The 17,426-nt window shown below is 70.7% G+C and carries 18 protein-coding genes; 7 read left to right on the top strand and 11 right to left on the bottom strand.

The features are described from left to right. Nucleotides 1-17 precede the first annotated feature (17 nt). From OG798_RS43895 to OG798_RS43865, 7 genes are all read left to right on the top strand, one after another. Nucleotides 18-1,082, top strand: a complete 1,065-nt coding sequence (locus tag OG798_RS43895; RefSeq protein WP_267063563.1) for an aromatic ring-hydroxylating dioxygenase subunit alpha — start codon at nt 18-20, stop codon at nt 1,080-1,082. Next, nucleotides 1,079-1,270 (top strand): hypothetical protein, encoded by a 192-nt coding sequence (locus OG798_RS43890; RefSeq protein ID WP_121414252.1) that lies wholly within the window; start codon nt 1,079-1,081, stop codon nt 1,268-1,270. The genes OG798_RS43895 and OG798_RS43890 overlap by 4 nt, the downstream gene beginning before the upstream one ends. After that, on the top strand, nt 1,267-2,202 hold the full coding sequence (locus OG798_RS43885) for a PDR/VanB family oxidoreductase (protein WP_121414253.1): 936 nt from the start codon (nt 1,267-1,269) through the stop codon (nt 2,200-2,202). The genes OG798_RS43890 and OG798_RS43885 overlap by 4 nt, the downstream gene beginning before the upstream one ends. Nucleotides 2,203-2,388: 186 nt before the next feature. Next, a complete protein-coding gene (locus OG798_RS43880; RefSeq protein ID WP_095851418.1) occupies nt 2,389-3,360 on the top strand; it encodes an ABC transporter substrate-binding protein in 972 nt (323 codons plus the stop codon). Continuing rightward, the gene (locus OG798_RS43875) at nt 3,357-4,130 is read left to right on the top strand and encodes an ABC transporter permease (RefSeq protein ID WP_095851419.1); all 774 of its coding nucleotides are present in this window, start codon (nt 3,357-3,359) and stop codon (nt 4,128-4,130) included. Before OG798_RS43880 ends, OG798_RS43875 begins: the two co-directional genes overlap by 4 nt. Beyond that, nucleotides 4,127-4,906 (top strand): ABC transporter permease, encoded by a 780-nt coding sequence (locus OG798_RS43870; protein WP_095851420.1) that lies wholly within the window; start codon nt 4,127-4,129, stop codon nt 4,904-4,906. The genes OG798_RS43875 and OG798_RS43870 overlap by 4 nt, the downstream gene beginning before the upstream one ends. A 20-nt stretch (nt 4,907-4,926) precedes the next feature. Next, nucleotides 4,927-5,739 carry an ABC transporter ATP-binding protein gene (locus tag OG798_RS43865; RefSeq protein ID WP_095851421.1) on the top strand — a complete coding sequence of 271 codons (813 nt, stop codon included), beginning with the start codon at nt 4,927-4,929 and terminating at the stop codon, nt 5,737-5,739. Nucleotides 5,740-5,746: 7 nt separating this feature from the next. On the opposite strand, the gene OG798_RS43860 is transcribed toward OG798_RS43865, so the two are convergent. From OG798_RS43860 to OG798_RS43810, 11 genes are all read right to left on the bottom strand, one after another. After that, the gene (locus OG798_RS43860) at nt 5,747-7,339 is read right to left on the bottom strand and encodes a glycoside hydrolase family 13 protein (RefSeq protein WP_267063562.1); all 1,593 of its coding nucleotides are present in this window, start codon (nt 7,337-7,339) and stop codon (nt 5,747-5,749) included. A 30-nt stretch (nt 7,340-7,369) separates the two neighbouring features. Next, the gene (locus tag OG798_RS43855; RefSeq protein ID WP_067361564.1) at nt 7,370-8,251 is read right to left on the bottom strand and encodes a carbohydrate ABC transporter permease; all 882 of its coding nucleotides are present in this window, start codon (nt 8,249-8,251) and stop codon (nt 7,370-7,372) included. After that, nucleotides 8,248-9,219 carry a carbohydrate ABC transporter permease gene (locus OG798_RS43850; RefSeq protein WP_257016451.1) on the bottom strand — a complete coding sequence of 324 codons (972 nt, stop codon included), beginning with the start codon at nt 9,217-9,219 and terminating at the stop codon, nt 8,248-8,250. The genes OG798_RS43855 and OG798_RS43850 overlap by 4 nt, the downstream gene beginning before the upstream one ends. Before the next feature lie 8 nt (nt 9,220-9,227). After that, nucleotides 9,228-10,577, bottom strand: a complete 1,350-nt coding sequence (locus OG798_RS43845; RefSeq protein ID WP_267063561.1) for an ABC transporter substrate-binding protein — start codon at nt 10,575-10,577, stop codon at nt 9,228-9,230. 158 nt (nt 10,578-10,735) lie between these two features. Beyond that, a complete protein-coding gene (locus tag OG798_RS43840) occupies nt 10,736-11,734 on the bottom strand; it encodes a LacI family DNA-binding transcriptional regulator (protein WP_267063560.1) in 999 nt (332 codons plus the stop codon). A 63-nt stretch (nt 11,735-11,797) separates the two neighbouring features. Next, nucleotides 11,798-12,490: a GntR family transcriptional regulator gene (locus OG798_RS43835; protein ID WP_267063559.1), complete on the bottom strand. Its 693-nt coding sequence runs from the start codon at nt 12,488-12,490 to the stop codon at nt 11,798-11,800. A 57-nt stretch (nt 12,491-12,547) separates the two neighbouring features. Further along, complete coding sequence (locus OG798_RS43830) at nt 12,548-13,549, bottom strand: proline racemase family protein (protein WP_267063558.1); 1,002 nt, start codon at nt 13,547-13,549, stop codon at nt 12,548-12,550. Between the two features lie 58 nt (nt 13,550-13,607). Next, nucleotides 13,608-14,504: a dihydrodipicolinate synthase family protein gene (locus OG798_RS43825; protein ID WP_121414259.1), complete on the bottom strand. Its 897-nt coding sequence runs from the start codon at nt 14,502-14,504 to the stop codon at nt 13,608-13,610. 66 nt (nt 14,505-14,570) lie between these two features. Next, complete coding sequence (locus tag OG798_RS43820; RefSeq protein ID WP_267063557.1) at nt 14,571-15,983, bottom strand: FAD/NAD(P)-dependent oxidoreductase; 1,413 nt, start codon at nt 15,981-15,983, stop codon at nt 14,571-14,573. After that, nucleotides 15,973-16,272: a (2Fe-2S)-binding protein gene (locus tag OG798_RS43815; RefSeq protein WP_121414261.1), complete on the bottom strand. Its 300-nt coding sequence runs from the start codon at nt 16,270-16,272 to the stop codon at nt 15,973-15,975. Before OG798_RS43815 ends, OG798_RS43820 begins: the two co-directional genes overlap by 11 nt. Further along, nucleotides 16,269-17,420: an NAD(P)/FAD-dependent oxidoreductase gene (locus tag OG798_RS43810; protein WP_121414262.1), complete on the bottom strand. Its 1,152-nt coding sequence runs from the start codon at nt 17,418-17,420 to the stop codon at nt 16,269-16,271. The genes OG798_RS43815 and OG798_RS43810 overlap by 4 nt, the downstream gene beginning before the upstream one ends. Between the last annotated feature and the right edge of the window lie 6 nt (nt 17,421-17,426).

Raw genomic sequence — 17,426 nt, 5'->3', positions numbered from 1 at the left:
ACACGGACGGGAACGCCATGCCTCACATGACCGCCTTCGCCAGGAACCAGTGGTACGTAGCCGCCTACTCGCACGAGGTCGGGCGGGAGTTGCTCGGGCGGACGATTCTCGGTGAACCGCTCGTCTTCTACCGGACGGAGGACGACGGGACGGCCGTCGCGCTGGCGGACCGGTGTGTGCACCGCCGCTTCCCGCTCTCGGAGAGCCGGCTCGACGGCGACCGGATCGTGTGCGGTTACCACGGGTTCACGTACGACACGACCGGCAGCTGTGTGTACGTGCCGGGGCAGAAACGCATACCGCGCACGGCCCGGGTCGCCTCGTACCCCGTCGTCGAGCAGGACTCGTTCGTCTGGGTCTGGGTCGGCGACCCGGCGCTCGCCGACCCGGACAACGTCCCCCGCGCCCGGCACATGGACTCGCCGGACTGGACCACCGTGTGCGGTATGGAGCCGATCGACGCCGACTACGGGCTTCTGGTCGACAATCTGCTCGACCTCTCGCACGAGACGTATCTGCACGGCGGTTACATCGGCACCCCCGAGGTCGCCGAGACGCCGATCACCACCGAGGTCGACGAGGGCGCGGGCATCGTGCGGGTCAGCCGGCACATGGACGACGCCGAGTGTCCGCCGTTCTACGCCCGTTCGACCGGCATCGAGGGCCGGATCACCCGCTGGCAGGACATCGAGTACCACGCGCCGTGCCTGTATCTGCTGCACAGCCGGATCGCCCCGGTCGGGGTGCTGCCCGAGGCGGACGGCAGCGACCCGAACGGCTTCCACACCGAGATCACCTACGCGATCACCCCGTCGAGCGACGGCCATGTGTACGACTTCTGGGCGGTCTCCCGGGACTTCGCGAAGGACGACGAGGAAGTCACCACGTTCCTGCGGGACTTCAACCACACCGTGGTGATGCAGGACGTCGACGCGCTCAACCTGCTGCAGAAGACCCTCGGCACCGAGCGGACGGGCTACCAGGAGCTGAGCATCAACATCGACACCGGCGGTCTCGCGGCCCGCCGCATCCTCGCCCGCCTGGTCGAGGAGGGCGACAAGCCGATGGAGAAGGTGCTGTGACCACGCCTCCCCGCTTCGCGACCCGCGAGATCTACCGCATCGACTGGATCCCGGGCACCGATGTGCTGCACGGCACCTGCCACTGCGGCGCCGAGCAGAGCGCCCAGGACCCGATCGAGATGTGGGAGTGGATGCTCGGCCACCCCGAGGGACATGGGCCGCAGGAGTCACGGGGGCTGGGTTCATGAGCTCCTACGAGACCGAACTCGCCGTGGCGGAGCGGGAGTTCGTCGCCGATGGCGTGCTCTCCCTCACCCTGCGCCACCCGCTCGGCGAGGAACTCCCCGTCTGGGAGCCGGGCGCCCACGTCGACGTCGTGCTCGGGGCCGGCCTCGAGCGGCAGTACTCGCTGTGCGGGGATCCCGCCGACCGTCGGGCGTGGCGGATCGCGGTGCTGCGGGAACCGGACGGGCGCGGCGGATCCTCGTACGTGCACGAGCAGTTGGGCGCGGGCGACAAGGTCCGGGTCCGCGGCCCGCGCAACCACTTCGCGCTCGCGCCCGCCGCCCGCTACCGCTTCGTCGCGGGCGGCATCGGCATCACCCCGATCCTGCCGATGCTCGCCGCGGCGCAGGCGGCGGGCGCCGAGTGGACGCTGCTGTACGGCGGACGGACACGCGACTCCATGGCGTTCACCGGGGAGTTGGAGCGGTACGGGGACCGGGTGACGATCGCTCCGCAGGACGAGTGCGGACTGCTGGACCTCGACTCCGTCCTGACCGGGGTCCCCGAGGGTACGCTCGTCTACTGCTGCGGTCCCGGCCCGCTGCTGGACGCGGTGGAGGCGCGTTGCCCCGCCGGGCTGCTGCGCGTCGAGCGATTCCGGCCGAAGGTTCAGGAGACGGGCGGGGACGGCGAGTTCGAGGTGGAGCTCGCGCGCAGCGGGCGCACGCTGACCGTCCCCGCGGATGCCTCCGTGCTCGACACCGTGCGCGGAGCGGGCGTCGAGGTGCTCTTCTCCTGCACCGAGGGCACCTGCGGGACCTGCGAGACGGATGTCCTCGAAGGGACCCCGGACCACCGGGACTCGGTGCTCACGGACGAGGAGCGGGAGGCGGGCGAGACCATGCTGATCTGCGTCTCCCGGTGCCTCGGGAAGCGGCTCGTGCTGGACCTGTGAGCCGCGGGGCTCTGCAGGCCGCCTCGGCGCGGGCCCGTCTCGGCGCGGGCTCGCCCCACCAACTGTCAACAATATTGTTGGCCAAAGCCATTGACCCCGCCGTACGAGGGCTCTACCTTCCCGCTGAGCACCCATTGCGGTGCGCGCACAGCCTGTCGGAACAATGTCGTCTGCACAGGAGGAGCCATGCGTCGTCTGCTCGCCGGTCTCGCGGTCGGATCCTTTCTGGTCGCCGCGTCGGCCTGCGGTTCGTCCGGCGGCGGTGGCGCCTCGGACAAGAACGCGTCGTCCGGCGGTACCACCACGGTCAAGGTCGGGGTCATCCCCATCGTCGATGTCGCGCCTCTCTACCTGGGTCAGCAGAAGGGCTTCTTCAGCAAGCGCGGTCTGAAGCTGTCCATGACGACCGCGCAGGGCGGCGCGGCGATCGTGCCGGGAGTGGTCAGCGGCCAGTTCCAGTTCGGGTTCAGCAACATGACCTCGCTGATGATCGCCCAGAGCCAGAACGTGCCCGTGAAGGCCGTCGTCAACGGGGTCGCCTCGACGGGCGTGGCGGGCAAGGACTTCGGCGCCATCACCGTGAAGAAGGGCAGCCCGATCAAGTCCGCGAAGGAACTGGAGGGGAAGAAGGTCGCGGTCAACACGCTGAAGAACATCAACGAGACGGCGGTGCGCGAGTCGGTGCGCAAGGCGGGCGGTGACCCGTCCAAGGTGAAGTTCGTCGAGCTGGCCTTCGACCAGATGCCCGCCGCCCTCGACGGCGGTCGGATCGACGCCGCGATGGTGGTCGAGCCGGCGCTCGCCACCGTCAAGAGCCAGGGCGCCACGGAGATCGCCTCGTCCCTGGTCGACGTCGCCAAGGACCTCACCGTGGCGATGTACTTCACCTCGACGCAGTACGAGCAGAAGAACCCCGACGTGGTGAAGAAGTTCCAGGAGGCGACCGCGGAGTCCCTCGCCTACGCCGACGCCCACCCGGACGAGGTACGCCAGGCCGTCACCACGTACACGAAGATCCCGGCGGCGACACTGGCCCAGGTCACCCTTCCGAAGTGGCCGGCCGAGCCCAACCGTGCGTCGATCGAGGCGCTGGAGAAACTGGGCGAGCAGGACGGGCTGTTCAAGTCGACGCCCGACCTCGACAAGCTGCTGCCGTGAGGGGTGCGAACGCCGCCCTGGGCGCCGCCGGGCTCGCGGCCTTCCTCGCGCTGGGCGAGGCGGTGCCGCGGCTCGGTCTCGTCAAGGAGGCGTACTTCCCGCCGACCAGCCGCATCGCCGACGCGCTCGGCCAGGAGGTCACCGAGCACGCCTTCTGGACGGCGCTCGGCGACACCCTGACCGGCTGGGCGCTGGGCCTGGCGATCGCGATCGGCGCGGGTGTCGTCGTGGGGCTGCTCGTCTCGGTCGTGCCGTATCTGCGCGAGGTCACCGCCTCGACGATCGAGTTCCTGCGCCCGATCCCCTCCGTCGCCCTGATCCCCCTCGCCGTCCTGCTCTACGGCACCGAACTGCGCTCCGTCCTCCTCCTCGTCGTTTACGCCTCGTTCTGGCAGGTCCTCGTCCAGGTCCTGTACGGCGTCCAGGACGTCGACCCGGTGGCCGAGGAGACGGCCCGCTCGTACGGCCTCGGCCCGTGGGCACGCGTCCGGCACGTCCTGTGGCCCACGGCCCTCCCGTACGTCATGACGGGCGTCCGGCTCGCCGCCGCGGTGGCCCTCATCCTCGCCGTGACCGCCGAACTCGTCATCGGTGCGCCGGGGTTGGGCGCGCGTATCGCGGTCGCCGAGTCCTCGCAGGCGGTCCCCGACATGTACGCGCTGGTGGTGGTCACCGGTCTGCTCGGGCTGCTCATCAACGTGGGCGCCCGTACCGTGGAGCGCAGGGCGCTGGCCTGGCACCAGTCGGTGCGCGGGGAGGTGGCGGTGTGAGGCCCTTCCTGCTGCGGCTGTTCTTCGTCGTCGCGTTGCCCGCGCTGCTCGTCGCGCTCTGGTGGCTGGCGTCCGACGGCAGTACGAACGTGTACTGGCCGCCACTGCGCACGATCCTCAGGACGTTCCCGGACGTCTGGACGAGCGAGCGGCTGCGCTCCGACCTCGTGCCCAGCGTGCTGCGGCTGCTCGCCGGGTACGCGGCGGCGGCCGTCGTGGGCGTGGCGCTGGGCACGGTCATCGGCTCGTACCGGCGGGTGCGGGCCGTGTGCGAGCCGGTCCTGGAGTTTCTGCGCGCGCTGCCGCCTCCCGTCCTGGTCCCCGTCATCATGCTGTTCGCCGGCATCGGCGACACGATGAAGATCGCCGTGATCGCGAGCGGCTGTGTCTGGCCGATCCTGCTCAACACGGTCGAGGGCGTGCGGGCGGTCGACTCCGTGATGGCGGAGACGGCGCGTTCGTACGGCATCACGGGCATGGCCCGGCTGCGCAGCGTGGTCCTGCGCGCGGCGAGCCCGCAGATCTTCGCGGGCCTGCGCCAGGCCCTGTCCATCGGGATCATCCTGATGGTCATCAGCGAGATGTTCGCGGCCAGCAACGGCCTCGGCTTCACCATCGTCCAGTTCCAGCGGAGCTTCGCGATCCCCGACATGTGGACCGGAATCCTCGTTCTGGGCCTGCTCGGTTTCCTTCTCTCGGTCGTCTTCCGACTGGTCGAGCGCCGGGTGCTCGGCTGGTACCACGGTCTGCGCGCGGTGTCCCGGCGGTCTCCGTGAAGCTCGCGAAAGGGCGGTCCATGCACGCGTCTCTTGTCGTATCCGGCCTGAACAAGGTCTACGAGGGTTCCGGCCGCCGGGTGGAGGCGGTACGGGACCTCACCTTCACCGTCGAGGCGGGCGAACTCGTCTGTCTGGTCGGCCCGTCGGGATGCGGCAAGACCACGCTCCTGAAGTGCATGGGCGGGCTGTTGACGCCGACGGCGGGCGAGGTACGGCTGAACGACCGCCCGGTGAGCGGGCCGCCGCCGGGGATGGCGTTCGTGTTCCAGGAGTACGGACGCAGCCTGTTCCCCTGGATGCGGGTGCGGGAGAACGTCGAACTGCCCTTGAAGCAGAAGCCGTTGAGCAAGCAGCGGCGCCGGGAGCTGGTGGCCGACGCGCTGGAGTCGGTCGGGCTCACGGATGCCGCCGGGGCCTACCCGTGGCAGCTGTCCGGCGGGATGCAGCAGCGTGTCGCGATCGCCCGCGCGCTCGCGTACGAGCCCGATGTCCTGCTGATGGACGAGCCGTTCGCGGCGGTCGACGCGCAGACCCGGGCCGATCTGGAGGACCTGGTGCGGGGCCTGTGGCGGGAACGCGGCATCACGATCCTGTTCGTCACCCACGACATCGACGAGGCCGTGTACCTCGGCGAGCGGGTCCTGATCCTCTCCGCCTCCCCCACCGTCGTACAGGAGCAGCTGAAGGTCGATCTCCCGGACGAGCGGGACCAGTTGCACACCCGGGTCGCCCCGCGCTTCGCCGAGCTGCGGACCCATGTGTACAAGCAGATCCAGGCGGCGAAGCGCGGGGGGACCGATATCGGTCCCCCCGAAAAGACGCTCACCTGAGTGACGCTCAGCCGCGCAGCCAGACCGCCGTGTCCTTCGGCAGTCGCCCCTGTGGGTCCAGGGGGCCGCTGCCGAGGAGGAGTCGGGAGTGGGCGGGAAGGTCGGCGGGGGCGTCGGCGAGGTTCACGACGCACAGCAGCCGCACCTCCTGCCCGGGCCGGGCGAAGGCGAGCACCCCCTCGGGCGCGGGCAGCCAGGTGAGCGGGCCGTCGCCGAACTCCGGTCTGATCGTCAGGGCCGCGCGGTAGAGGGAGAGCATCGAGCCGGGGTCGGCGGCCTGGAGGTCGGCGGCGTACGCGGACCAGCCGCTCGGCTGCGGCAGCCAGGGCTCGCCGCCGAAGCCCGCGTACGGCGCGTCGGCCGTCCACGGGAGCGGGACCCGGCAGCCGTCCCGGCCCGGGTCGGTGCCGCCGGAGCGGAAGTGCATCGGGTCGTGGATGCGGTCGCGGGGTATCTCGGCCTCGGGCAAGCCCAGTTCCTCGCCCTGGTAGAGGTAGACGGCGCCGGGCAGCGCGAGCGAGAGCAGGGCCCCGGCGCGGGCGCGGCGGGTGCCGAGGGCGAGGTCGGTCGGGGTGCCGAAGGCCTTGGTGGCGAAGTCGAAGCCGGTGTCGACGCGGCCGTAGCGGGTGACCGTGCGGGTCACGTCGTGGTTGCACAGCACCCAGGTGGCGGGCGCGCCGATGGGGGCGTGTTCGGCGAGGGTCTCGTCGATGGACGTCCGCAGGCGTCCCGCGTCCCAGGGGCAGGACAGGAAGGAGAAGTTGAAGGCGGTGTGCAGCTCGTCGGGGCGCAGATAGCGGGCGAAGCGCTCGGTGTCGGGGAGCCAGACCTCGCCGACGAAGATGCCGTCGTAGGCGTCGGCGACCGTGCGCCAGGAGCGGTAGATGTCGTGGAGTTCGTCGCGGTCGACGTACGGATGCGGGTCGCGGCCCTCGACGAAGTCGGGGAGGTCCGGGTCCTTGGCGAGCAGGGCGGCCGAGTCGATGCGGACGCCCGCCACGCCGCGCTCGAACCAGAACCGCAGGATCTCCTCGTGTTCCTGGCGGACGGCGGGGTGCGCCCAGTTGAGGTCGGGCTGCTCGGGGGTGAACAGGTGGAGGTACCAGGTGCCGTCGGGCAGCCGGGTCCAGACGGGCTCGGCGGAGCCCGCGAACTGGGACGGCCAGTCGTTGGGCGGGAGTTCACCGTGTTCGCCGCGTCCGGGACGGAAGTGGAAGAGCTCGCGTTCGGGTCCCCCGGCCAAGGCGGCCCGGAACCAGGGGTGTTGGTCGGAGACGTGGTTGGGCACGATGTCGACGAGCGTGCGGATGCCCAGTTCCTTCGCCTCGGCGATGAGTTTCTCCGCCTCGGCGAGCGTCCCGAAGGCCGGGTCGATGACACGGTAGTCGGCGACGTCGTAGCCGCCGTCCTTCATCGGGGACAGGTACCAGGGGTTGAACCACAGGGCGTCCACGCCGAGTTCGGCGAGATACGGGAGTTTGGCGCGGACGCCCGCGAGGTCGCCGGTGCCGTCGCCGTCGCCGTCCGCGAAGCTGCGGACGTACACCTGGTAGATGACGGCGGAGCGCCACCAGTTCTGGGCATGGGTGGGCTGTCCCACGGTGCCTGCCTTTCGGTTGCGGGGTCGGTGTCAGCCCTTCGTGCTGCCCGCGCTGATCCCGGCGATGATGTGCCGCTGGAACACCAGGAACATCAGGACCATGGGGATGCTGGCGATCACCATCGCGGCGATGAGCACGGTCAGCTGGATGTTCTGCGACAGCTGGACGAGGGCCACGCTGATCGGCTGCTTGTCGGTGTCGGAGAAGACCATCAACGGCCAGAGGAAGTCCTGCCAGACGGCGACCAGGGCGAAGATCGACACGACGCCCAGGACGGGGCGGGACATGGGCAGCACGATGGACCAGAGGGTGCGCAGCCGTCCGGCGCCGTCGATCTCGGCGGCCTCCAGGACATCGCGCGGGATCTGGTCGAAGAAGCGCTTGAGGAGATAGAGGTTGAAGGCGTTGGCCACGGCGGGCAGCCAGATGCCGAGCGGGTCGTTGAGCAGGCTGGTGTGGATCAGCGGGAGGTCCGCGACGGTCAGGTACTTCGGTACGACCAGCGCCTGCGCCGGGACCATCAGGGTGGCGAGGATGCCGCCGAGGATCACCTTGCCGAACGCCGGCTTCAGCTTGGAGAGGGCGTACGCGGCGGCCGTGCAGAACACGAGCTGGAGCAGCCAGGCGCCGGCGGCCTGCACCACCGTGTTCCACAGGTGGGTGGGCAGGTCCATCAGGTCCCAGGCGTCGGTGTAGCCGCTGAGATGCCATGCCTTGGGCACGAGGGTCGGCGGGGTCCGCGTCACCTCGTCCGGGGACTTCATCGCGCCGGTCACCATCCAGTAGACCGGGAAGAGGAAGGCGAGCGCGAAGAGCAGGACGACGGCCGTGAAGACGGTCCAGTAGAGGGCCTTGCCGCGGGGGCGGGCGAGAGTGAGTGGGGAGACCAGGGTGCGGGTGCCGCTGCTCATGCGTACTCCTCCCCCGACGAGCGGGTCAGCCGCAGATAGACCGCGGAGAAGAGGCCGAGCAGCACGAGGAGCATGACGCTCAGCGCGCACGCGCCGCCGAAGTCGTTGTAGAGGAACGCGTACTTGTAGATGAGGTAGAGGACGGTGACCGTGGCGTTCTCGGGACCGCCGCCGGTGATGACGAACGGCTCGGTGAAGACCTGCATCGTGGCGATGATCTGAAGCAGCATCAGCATGAGGACGATGAAGCGGGTCTGCGGAATCGTCACGTGCCGGATGCGCTGGAGGATGTTCGCGCCGTCCAGCTCCGCCGCCTCGTACAGCTCCCCCGGGATGCCCTGGAGCGCGGCCAGGTAGATCAGGACCGTGCCGCCCATGTTGGCCCAGGTCGCCACGATGACCAGGGAGATGAGCGCGGTGTCGGCGCCGTTGGACCAGTTCGAGGTGGGCAGGTGCAGAAAGCGCAGCGCCTCGTTGGCGAGGCCCGCTCCGGGATCGTAGAACCACTTCCACAGCAGGGCGCTGACCACCGGCGGGATCATCACCGGCAGGTACACCACGACCCTGAAGAAGGCCTTCGCGTGCCGGAGTTCGTTGAGGACCAGGGCCATCACGAACGGGACGGCGAAGCCGATGAGCAGGGCGAGGAGCGTGAAGGTGAACGTGTTGCGCCAGGCCGCCGTGAACTCCGGGTCGTGGAAGACACGGGTGAAGTTGGCGGTGCCGACCCACTGGGGCGAGGAGCCCGGCGTGTACTTCTGGAAGGCGATCACGACCGCGCGGATCGCGGGGTACCAGGAGAACAGCGCGAAGCAGAGCAGGCCGCCGACGAGGAAGGCGTACGCGCGGGACTGGTCGGCCAGGCGCCGGCGCCACGGGCCCCTCGCCCGGCGCCCGGCCGACCGCGGTACCTCCGGCGCGCCGACGGCGGCCGGAGGAAGCACCACGGGCTTCGATGCGGTCTTCATACGCCTGGTCAGCCCCGGGCCAGGATGGAGTCGATCTTCCCGGAGGCGTCCTTCAGGAGCTGGTCGACGTTCGCGTCCTTCTTGGTGAGGACCGCGGAGACGGCTCCGTCGAGGACCGAGTAGATCTGCTGGGCCTGGGGCGGCTCGATCTTCATCTGCAGGCTCTGGTTGCCGTCCAGGAAGGCCTGGTAGTTCTCCACCGGCACATTGGCGTTGGCCTTCTTGACCTGCTGGTCCTTCGCGTCGGCGGCGCCGGTGAAGAGCCTGGGCTCGGGGAGGCCGACGGGGGCGTTGTTCTGCTTGGCGCGGGCGTAGTCGCCGAGGAAGCCCGTTCCGGGGGTGAGGAACATGTGGTCGAGCCACTTCAGGCCGGCCTTGATCTGCTCGGGGCTGTCCTTCTTGTTGAACATGTAGCCGTCGCCGCCGATGAGCGTGCCCTTGCCGCCGGGCATGGGCGCGAGGGCGAGGTCGTCGTAGTTGCCGCCCTTCTCCTTGACGAGGATCGGGATGTTGTCGGGCGCGGAGAGGTACATGCCGAGCTTGCCGGAGCCCATCAGCTGCTGGACGTCGTTGATGACGAGGAGCTGCTTGCTGCCCATGGAGTTGTCGGTCCAGCGCATGTCGTGCAGGTTCTGCAGGACGGCCTTGCCCTCCGGGGTGTCGACGCTGGCCTTCTTGCCGTCCGGCGTGACGACGTCGCCGCCCTGCGAGTACATCTCGGCGGTGAAGTGCCAGCCGCCCTGGTTCTGGGCGCTGTAGTCGGCGTAGCCGACGGTGCCGCCGCCGAGCGCGGCTATCTTCTTGGCGTCCGCGCGCACTTCTTCCCAGGTCGCCGGGGGCTTGTCGGGGTCGAGACCGGCCTTCTGGAAGAGCTTGCGGTTGTAGATGAGTCCCATCGAGTAGCCGGTGCGCGGCACTCCGTAGACCTTGCCGTCGACGGTGTAGATGTCGCGCAGTTGCTGCTGGATGGTGCCGTAGCTCTTGAGGTCCTTGACGTACGACGTGATGTCGGCGGCCTGGTTGATGTCGACTACGTGCTTGGAGTCGGTGAAGTACGTGTAGAAGACGTCCTCCATCTGGCCGCCGGCGAGCTTGGCGTCGAACGTCTTGGGGTCCTGGCAGGGGAACGCGTCGTGCGCGACGACGTCGATGTCCGGGTTCTGCTTCTCGAACGCCTTGATGTCGGCCTCGAAGAACGAGCGGTCGACCTTGGCGCTCTTCGGGGGCATGCAGTTGACCGTGATGCGGGTCTTGCCACCCGCGGAGCCGTCGTCGCTGCCGCCGCAGGCGGTGGCGGTGAGCGCGAGGGCGGACGCCGTGAGTACGACGAAGGTACGGCGGAACCCGGTACTTCTCATCGGTGGACCCCTTTGGGCAGGAGCGAGGAAGGCCCACGGGGGCGCACCACCTTGATCTGGCGCACCGCCGTGTGCTGGCGCCGCACACTCAAGCACCGCCGACAAGGGTCCGCAAGATGTCGCGCAGAATCTGGAATTATTTGACAGCAGAATGGATCTCAGAGGCGGGGCGCTTGCGCGGTGGACCCCCGGACCACCAACTCCGGTTCGAACAAGAGCTCTTCGGCGGTGACGCTGCTCCCGCCGATCTGGGCGTTGAGCAGCTCGACGGCCGCCCGGCCCATCGACTCGATGGGCTGGCGGACGGTGGTCAGGGGCGGCTCGGTGCAGTTCATCAGCGCGGAGTCGTCGTAGCCGACGACGGACACCTGCGAGGGCACGCCGAGTCCCTTGCGACGGGCGGCGCGTACGACACCGAGGGCGAGCGGGTCGCTGGCGCAGATGAAACCGGTGACCCCGCGGTCGATGAGCCGGGCGGCCGCCGCGTGGCCGCCCTCGATCGAGAACATGGCTCGCGCGATGTGCGCGTCGGGCAGCTCGGGGGCGAGCGCACGGGCCGCCGCCAGCTTCCGCGCCGAGGGCATGTGGTCGGCGGGCCCGAGCACCAGACCGATGCGCTCGTGACCGAGCGAGACGAGGTGGCGCCAGGCCTGCTCGACCGCCACCGCGTCGTCGCAGGAGACGCACGGGAAGCCGAGGTGCTCGATGGCCGCGTTGACCAGCACCACCGGGATGTTGCGGTCCGCCAGCTCCCGGTAGTGCTCGTGCGGGGCGTCGGCCTGCGCGTACAGTCCGCCCGCGAACACCACGCCGGAGACCTGCTGTTGGAGCAGCAGCTCCACGTAGTCCGCCTCGGAGACGCCGCCCTTGGTCTGGGTGCAGAGCACCGGCGTCAGCCCGAGCTGTGCGAGCGCCCCGCCGATCACTTCGGCGAACGCCGGGAAGATCGGGTTCTGCAGCTCGGGCAGGACGAGGCCCACGAGCCGCGCGCGTTCACCGCGCAGTTGGGTGGGCCGCTCGTAGCCGAGCACGTCCAGCGCCGAGAGCACCGCCTGCCGGGTGGAGTCGGAGACGCCGGGCTTCCCGTTGAGCACCCGGCTGACCGTGGCCTCGCTGACCCCGACCTTCTTCGCCACCTGAGCAAGTCGTCGCGTCATGCGCGCAAGAATAGCGCAAGAAATGCAAGTCGCTTGCATAACACCCACGGGGTCCGGTTGGACCTAGTGGGCCGCCCACAGTCCACGGACATGGCCCAGGTGCCGGGTCATGACCCTCCGTACGGCCTCGGGGTCGCGGTCCACGAGGGCGTCGAGGAGTTCGAGGTGCTCCTCGGCGGAGTCCTGGAGGCGGCCCGCCTCGACCAGGGCGTTGAGGCCGTACAGGCGCGAACGCTTGCGGAGGTCGCCGACGACCTCGACCAGGTGGGCGTTGCCCGCGAGGGCGAGCAGACCGAGGTGGAAGCGGATGTCCGCCTCGACGTAGGCGATGAGGTCACCGGCCGCCGCCGCGGTCACGATCTCCCGGGCGGCCGGGCGCAGCGCCTCCAGGGAGACCCGGTCCGCGGTGGTGGCCAGCTGCACGGTGGTGGGGATCTCGATCAGCGAGCGGATGTGGGTGTACTCGTCGAGCTGCTTCTCGGAGACCGCGGTGACCCGGAAGCCCTTGTTGGGCACCGTGTCGACGAGGCCCTCCTTGGCGAGGTCGAGCATGGCCTCGCGCACCGGCGTCGCCGAGACGCCGAAGCGGGCGGCGAGCGTCGGCGCGGAGTACACCTCGCCGGCCCGCAGTTCGCCCGCGATCAGCGCGGCCCGCAGGGCGTCGGCGACGCGCTCGCGGTAGCTGCTCTTCTTGCCGCCGAGGACGGGCAGGGCGGCGGGAGCGGCGGAGGGTACGCTGCTGCGCGTGGCGGGCATGGGTCGACTCCTCGTACGGCATGGGCACCGGTGCAATGTCATGCGGTACCAGTATCGCTAAAGCACGAAACCCGCCGGGAAGGGGTCGGTCGGGTCCAGGAGGTACTGGGCGGTGCCGGTGATCCAGGCGCGGCCGGTGAAGCTGGGCAGCACCGCCGGGATTCCGGCGACCTCGGTCGTGCCGAGCAGTCGTCCCGTGAACCGCGTCCCGATGAAGGACTCGTTCACGAACTCCGTGTGCAGGGGGAGTTCACCGCGGGCGTGCAGTTGCGCCATGCGCGCGCTGGTGCCCGTACCGCAGGGCGAGCGGTCGAACCAGCCGGGGTGGATCGCCATGGCGTGGCGCGAGTGACGGGCGGTGGCGCCGGGCGCGTACAGGTGGACGTGGTGGCAGCCGCGGATGGACGGGTCCTCGGGGTGGACCGGCTCGTCCTCGGCGTTGACGGCCGCCATCAGCGACAGTCCGGCGGCGAGGATCTCCTCCTTTCGCGACCGGTCGAAGGGCAGGCCGAACTGCTCCAGCGGCAGAATGGCGTAGAAGTTGCCGCCGTACGCGAGGTCGTACGTCACCGTCCGGCCGTCGGGCAGGGTGGCCTTGCGGTCGAGGCCCGCCGAGAAGGACGGCACGTTCTTGAGCGTGACCGCGCGGGCGGCGCCGTCCTCGACCGCGACCTCGGCGACGACGAGGCCCGCCGGGGTGTCGAGCCGGATCGTGGTGACCGGCTCGACGACCTCCACCATGCCCGTCTCCACCAGGACGGTCGCCACGCCGATGGTGCCGTGCCCGCACATCGGGAGGTAGCCCGACACCTCGATGTAGAGGACGCCGTAGTCGCAGTCCGGGCGGGTGGGCGGCTGGAGGATGGCGCCGCTCATCGCGGAGTGGCCGCGCGGCTCGTTCATCAGAAGCTGCTTGATGTCGTCGCGGTGCTCGCGGAAGTACAGCCGCCGTTCGTTCATGGTCGCGCCGGGGATGGTCCCGATGCCGCCGGTGATCACCCGGGTGGGCATGCCCTCGGTGTGCGAGTCGACGGCGTGCAGGACGAGTTTGCTGCGCATGGGATCTCCGTAACTCCTGCTGTTCGCGGGGAACTTGGGCCCGATCAAGGAGCGGCGCTCAGGCGAGACCGGCGGCGAGGGCCTTCTCGGTGGCGGCGCGGACCGTGGCCTCCTGCTCGGGCAGCAGCGGGACGCGCGGTGGACGCACCCGTCCGCCGTGCCGGCCCACGATGTCCATGGACAGCTTGATGGCCTGGACGAACTCGACCTGGGAGTCCCAGCGCAGCAGCGGGTGCAACTGGCGGTAGAGCTTCCGTGCCGTATCGAGGTCGCCCTCGACGGCGGCGTGGTACAGCTCGACGCTCGCGGCGGGCAGCGCGTTCGGGTAGCCGGCCACCCAGCCCTTGGCGCCCGCGACGGCCAGCTCCAGCAGGACGTCGTCGGCGCCGATCAACAGGTCGAGTTCAGGGGCGAGTTCGGAGATCCGGTAGGCGCGGCGGACATCGCCGGAGAACTCCTTGACGCCGTGGATGTACCCCTCCGCGTGCAGCTTCGCGAGCAGTTCGGGCACCAGGTCGACCTTGGTGTCGATGGGGTTGTTGTACGCGACGATCGGGACGCCCGCCTCGGCGACCTCCTCGTAGTGGGCGAGGACGGAACGTTCGTCGGCGCGGTAGGCGTTCGGCGGCAGCAGCATCACGGACCGGCAGCCGGCGTCGCGGGCCTGCTCGGCCCAGCGGCGGGCCTCGGCTGAGCCGTAGGCGGCGACGCCGGGCATTACACGGGCGCCGCCGATCGCCGACACCGCCGTCTCGACGACCTTCTCGCGCTCCTCGGGCGTGAGCACCTGGTACTCGCCGAGCGAGCCGTTCGGTACGACCCCGTCGCAGCCGTTCTCGACGAGCCAGGCGCAGTGCTGCGCGTAGCGGTCGTAGTCGACGGAGAGGTCCTCGTTCAGCGGGAGCGCGGTGGCGACGAGGACGCCGCGCCAGGGACGGTTCTCGGTGGCGGTCATGAGCGGTTCCCTCTCCATGGTGTGTGACATTTTACTGAGGTCGGTGACGGTGGGGGACGAAGGTGGTCAGTCGTTCTCGGGATCCCCGGCCCTCGCCAGCACCCCGAGCGGTACCGGGCGTGCCAACAACCGCCGCGCGGGCGTCTGTTCACATCCGGTGAGTCCGGCGACGGCGGGCTCGCACATCCGGCCCTGGCACCAGCCCATCCCCGCGCGGGTGAGCAGCTTCACGGTCCTGACGTCGCCCGCGCCGAGCTCGTCGACGGCGTTCCTGACCGCACCGGCGGTGACCTCCTCGCAGCGGCACACGACGGTGTCGTCGGTGACCTGCTCCGTCCAGTGCGCGGGCGGCGCGTAGACGGTGTCGAGCGCGGCGAAGAACTCCCTCGCTCTCCTGCGGGACCTGGCGGCGCGCGCCCACGTGTGCGGGTCGGGCCGCGTCCCCGTCAGCCGGGCCGCGGCCGAGCGTCCCGCGATGTGCCCCTCGGCGAGCGACAGTGCCGCGCCACCGATGCCGGTGGTCTCGCCCGCGGCCCATACGCCGGGCACGTCGGTGCGCTGTTCCTCGTCCACGGCGACGTTCAGGCCGTCGATACGGCAGCCGAGCGACTCGGCGAGGTCGATGTGCGCCAGCATGCCGTGACCGACGGCGAGCGTGTCGCACGCGATGCGCCGTTCGGTGCCGGGCCCGACCCGTCCGTGGGTGTCGAGCGCGGCGACGGTCACGGCGTCGAGCCGCTGCTCGCCGTGTGCCGCGACGACGGTGTGCCGTGGGAGCAACTTGACGTGGTGTCGCAGGAGTTGGGCGCCGTAGCGCACTCCCTCGGCGACCTTCCCTGGCTGTGCGGCCAGTGCCAGGGGCCGCCGCAGGAACGCCTTCGGGTCGGCGGACTCGACGAGGGCGGCGACCTCGACCCCCGCCGCGGCGAGCCCGGTCGCCACGGGCAGCAGCAGGGGCCCGGTCCCCGCCACGACCGCCCGCTGCCCGGGGACGACGAGCCCGCCCTTCAGCATGGCCTGCGCACCACCGGCGGTGACGACCCCGGGGAGGGTCCAGCCCGGGAACGGCAACACCTTCTCGTACCCACCGGTGGCGAGAAGCACGGCGTCGGCGCGGACGGTGACGGGCTCCTCCTGGAGGGGGCCGAGCAGCGCGTGCACGACAAGTTCCACGGGTTCGACACGTTCCACGGGTTCGACGCACCACACGTGATGGTCCGCCAGATGTCTGATCGTGCCCGCCTCGACCCGCGCGGCCAGTGCGTCCCCGAGGCGCCGCCAGGTCCGCCACCCGTGGTGCAGCGCCTCCGGGTGCCGGGCCCCGAGTCCCGCCGGGGGCCTGCGGTAGAACTGGCCGCCCGCTCCGGCCGCCGAGTCGATCAGCGTGACCCGGACCCCGTGGGCCGCGGCGGCCAGGGACGCGGCAAGCCCGGCCGGTCCCGCGCCGATCACCGCGAGGTGCGGTCGCTCAGTTGCCATGGCCCGTCCCCTCCTGCGTACGGATCGTGTCGCCCGCTCGGACCGGCACCAGGCAGGCCCGCTGGTTGGGGCGGTCGTTGACGGTCACCAGGCAGTCGAAGCAGACGCCGATGCCGCAGAAGACGCCGCGCGGGCGGCCCGTGCCGCGGGTGGCGCGCCAGGAGGTGACGCCCGCGGCCCACAGTGCGGCGGCGACGGTCTGCCCGGGCAGGGCCGTGATCTCGCGGCCGTCCAGGGTGACGGTGAACGCGGGGCCCGGCTCGGCCCCGACCAGCTCCAGGGGATTCACCCGGCCTCCTTCGGGAAGCGGTCGGGCCGGAACGGCGTGAGGTCCAGGTCGGGCGTCCCGCCCGCGACGACCTGCGCGATCAGCCGCCCGGTGCCGGTGGCGAGGCCGATGCCCGCGCCCTCGTGCCCGCAGGCGTGGAAGAGTCCAGGCACCCGTGGATCGGGGCCGATCGCGGGCAGGTGGTCGGGCATGTACGGCCGGAAGCCCAGATACGTCCGCAGGGCCCGTACGTCGGCGAGGAACGGGAACAGCCGGGTCGCCCCGGTCGCCAGCGCCCGTACGGCCGGCAGCGAGAACGACCGGTCGAAGCCGACCCGTTCACGACTCGCGCCGATCAGGATCGGCCCCGCCGCGGTGCCCTCCACGACGGGTGAGGTCCCCAGCGCGGCCGAGTCGCTGGCCACGTCGGCGACGTAGTCCGCGGCGTACACCTTGTGCCGCACTCGGCGCGGCAGTGGTTCGGTCACCAGCACGAAGCCGCGTCGGGGCAGAACGGGCAGGAAGACGCCCGCGAGGGCGGCCACTTCGGCGCCCCAGGTGCCGGCCGCGTTGACGACCACCGGGGCGTGGAGGTCACCACGGTCGGTCCGCACGCCGCGTACCGCCCCGTCCGCCGTGCGCAGCACCTCGGTCACGGTCCGCCCCGTCAGCAGCCGTGCCCCCGAGGCGCGCACCAGGTGCGCCGCGGCGAGTGCCGGCATCACCTGGGTGTCCTGGGGGTAGTGCACGGCGCCCGGGAGGCCGGGTGCCAAGTGGGGTTCCAGGGTGTGGAGTTGGTCGGCGGCGACCGGTACCGCCTCGACCCCGGCGGCTCGTTGTCCCGCCGCGAAGGTCTCCAGCGCGGTGAGCCCCTCGGGCGTGGCGGCCACGACGACGCCCCCTTTGGCCTCGTACTCGAAGGCCTCGCCCAACTCCTCCCCGAGGTCGGCCCACAGACGCCCCGACAGCAGGGCGAGGTCGAGTTCGGGCCCGGGTTCCTTGTCGGAGACGAGCAGATTGCCCTCACCCGCGCCGGTGGTCCCGCCGGCCACCGGGCCGCGGTCCACCAGAGCGACGTCGAGGCCCGCCCGGGCCGCGTACAGCGCGCAGGCCGCGCCGACCATTCCGGCTCCGACGACCACGAGATCACAGGTCAGCCGCTCACTCACGCCAGT

The organism is Streptomyces sp. NBC_00271 (genome assembly GCF_036178845.1).
GTDB lineage: Bacteria > Actinomycetota > Actinomycetes > Streptomycetales > Streptomycetaceae > Streptomyces.
This window is presented reverse-complemented; position numbering and strand designations above follow the sequence as displayed.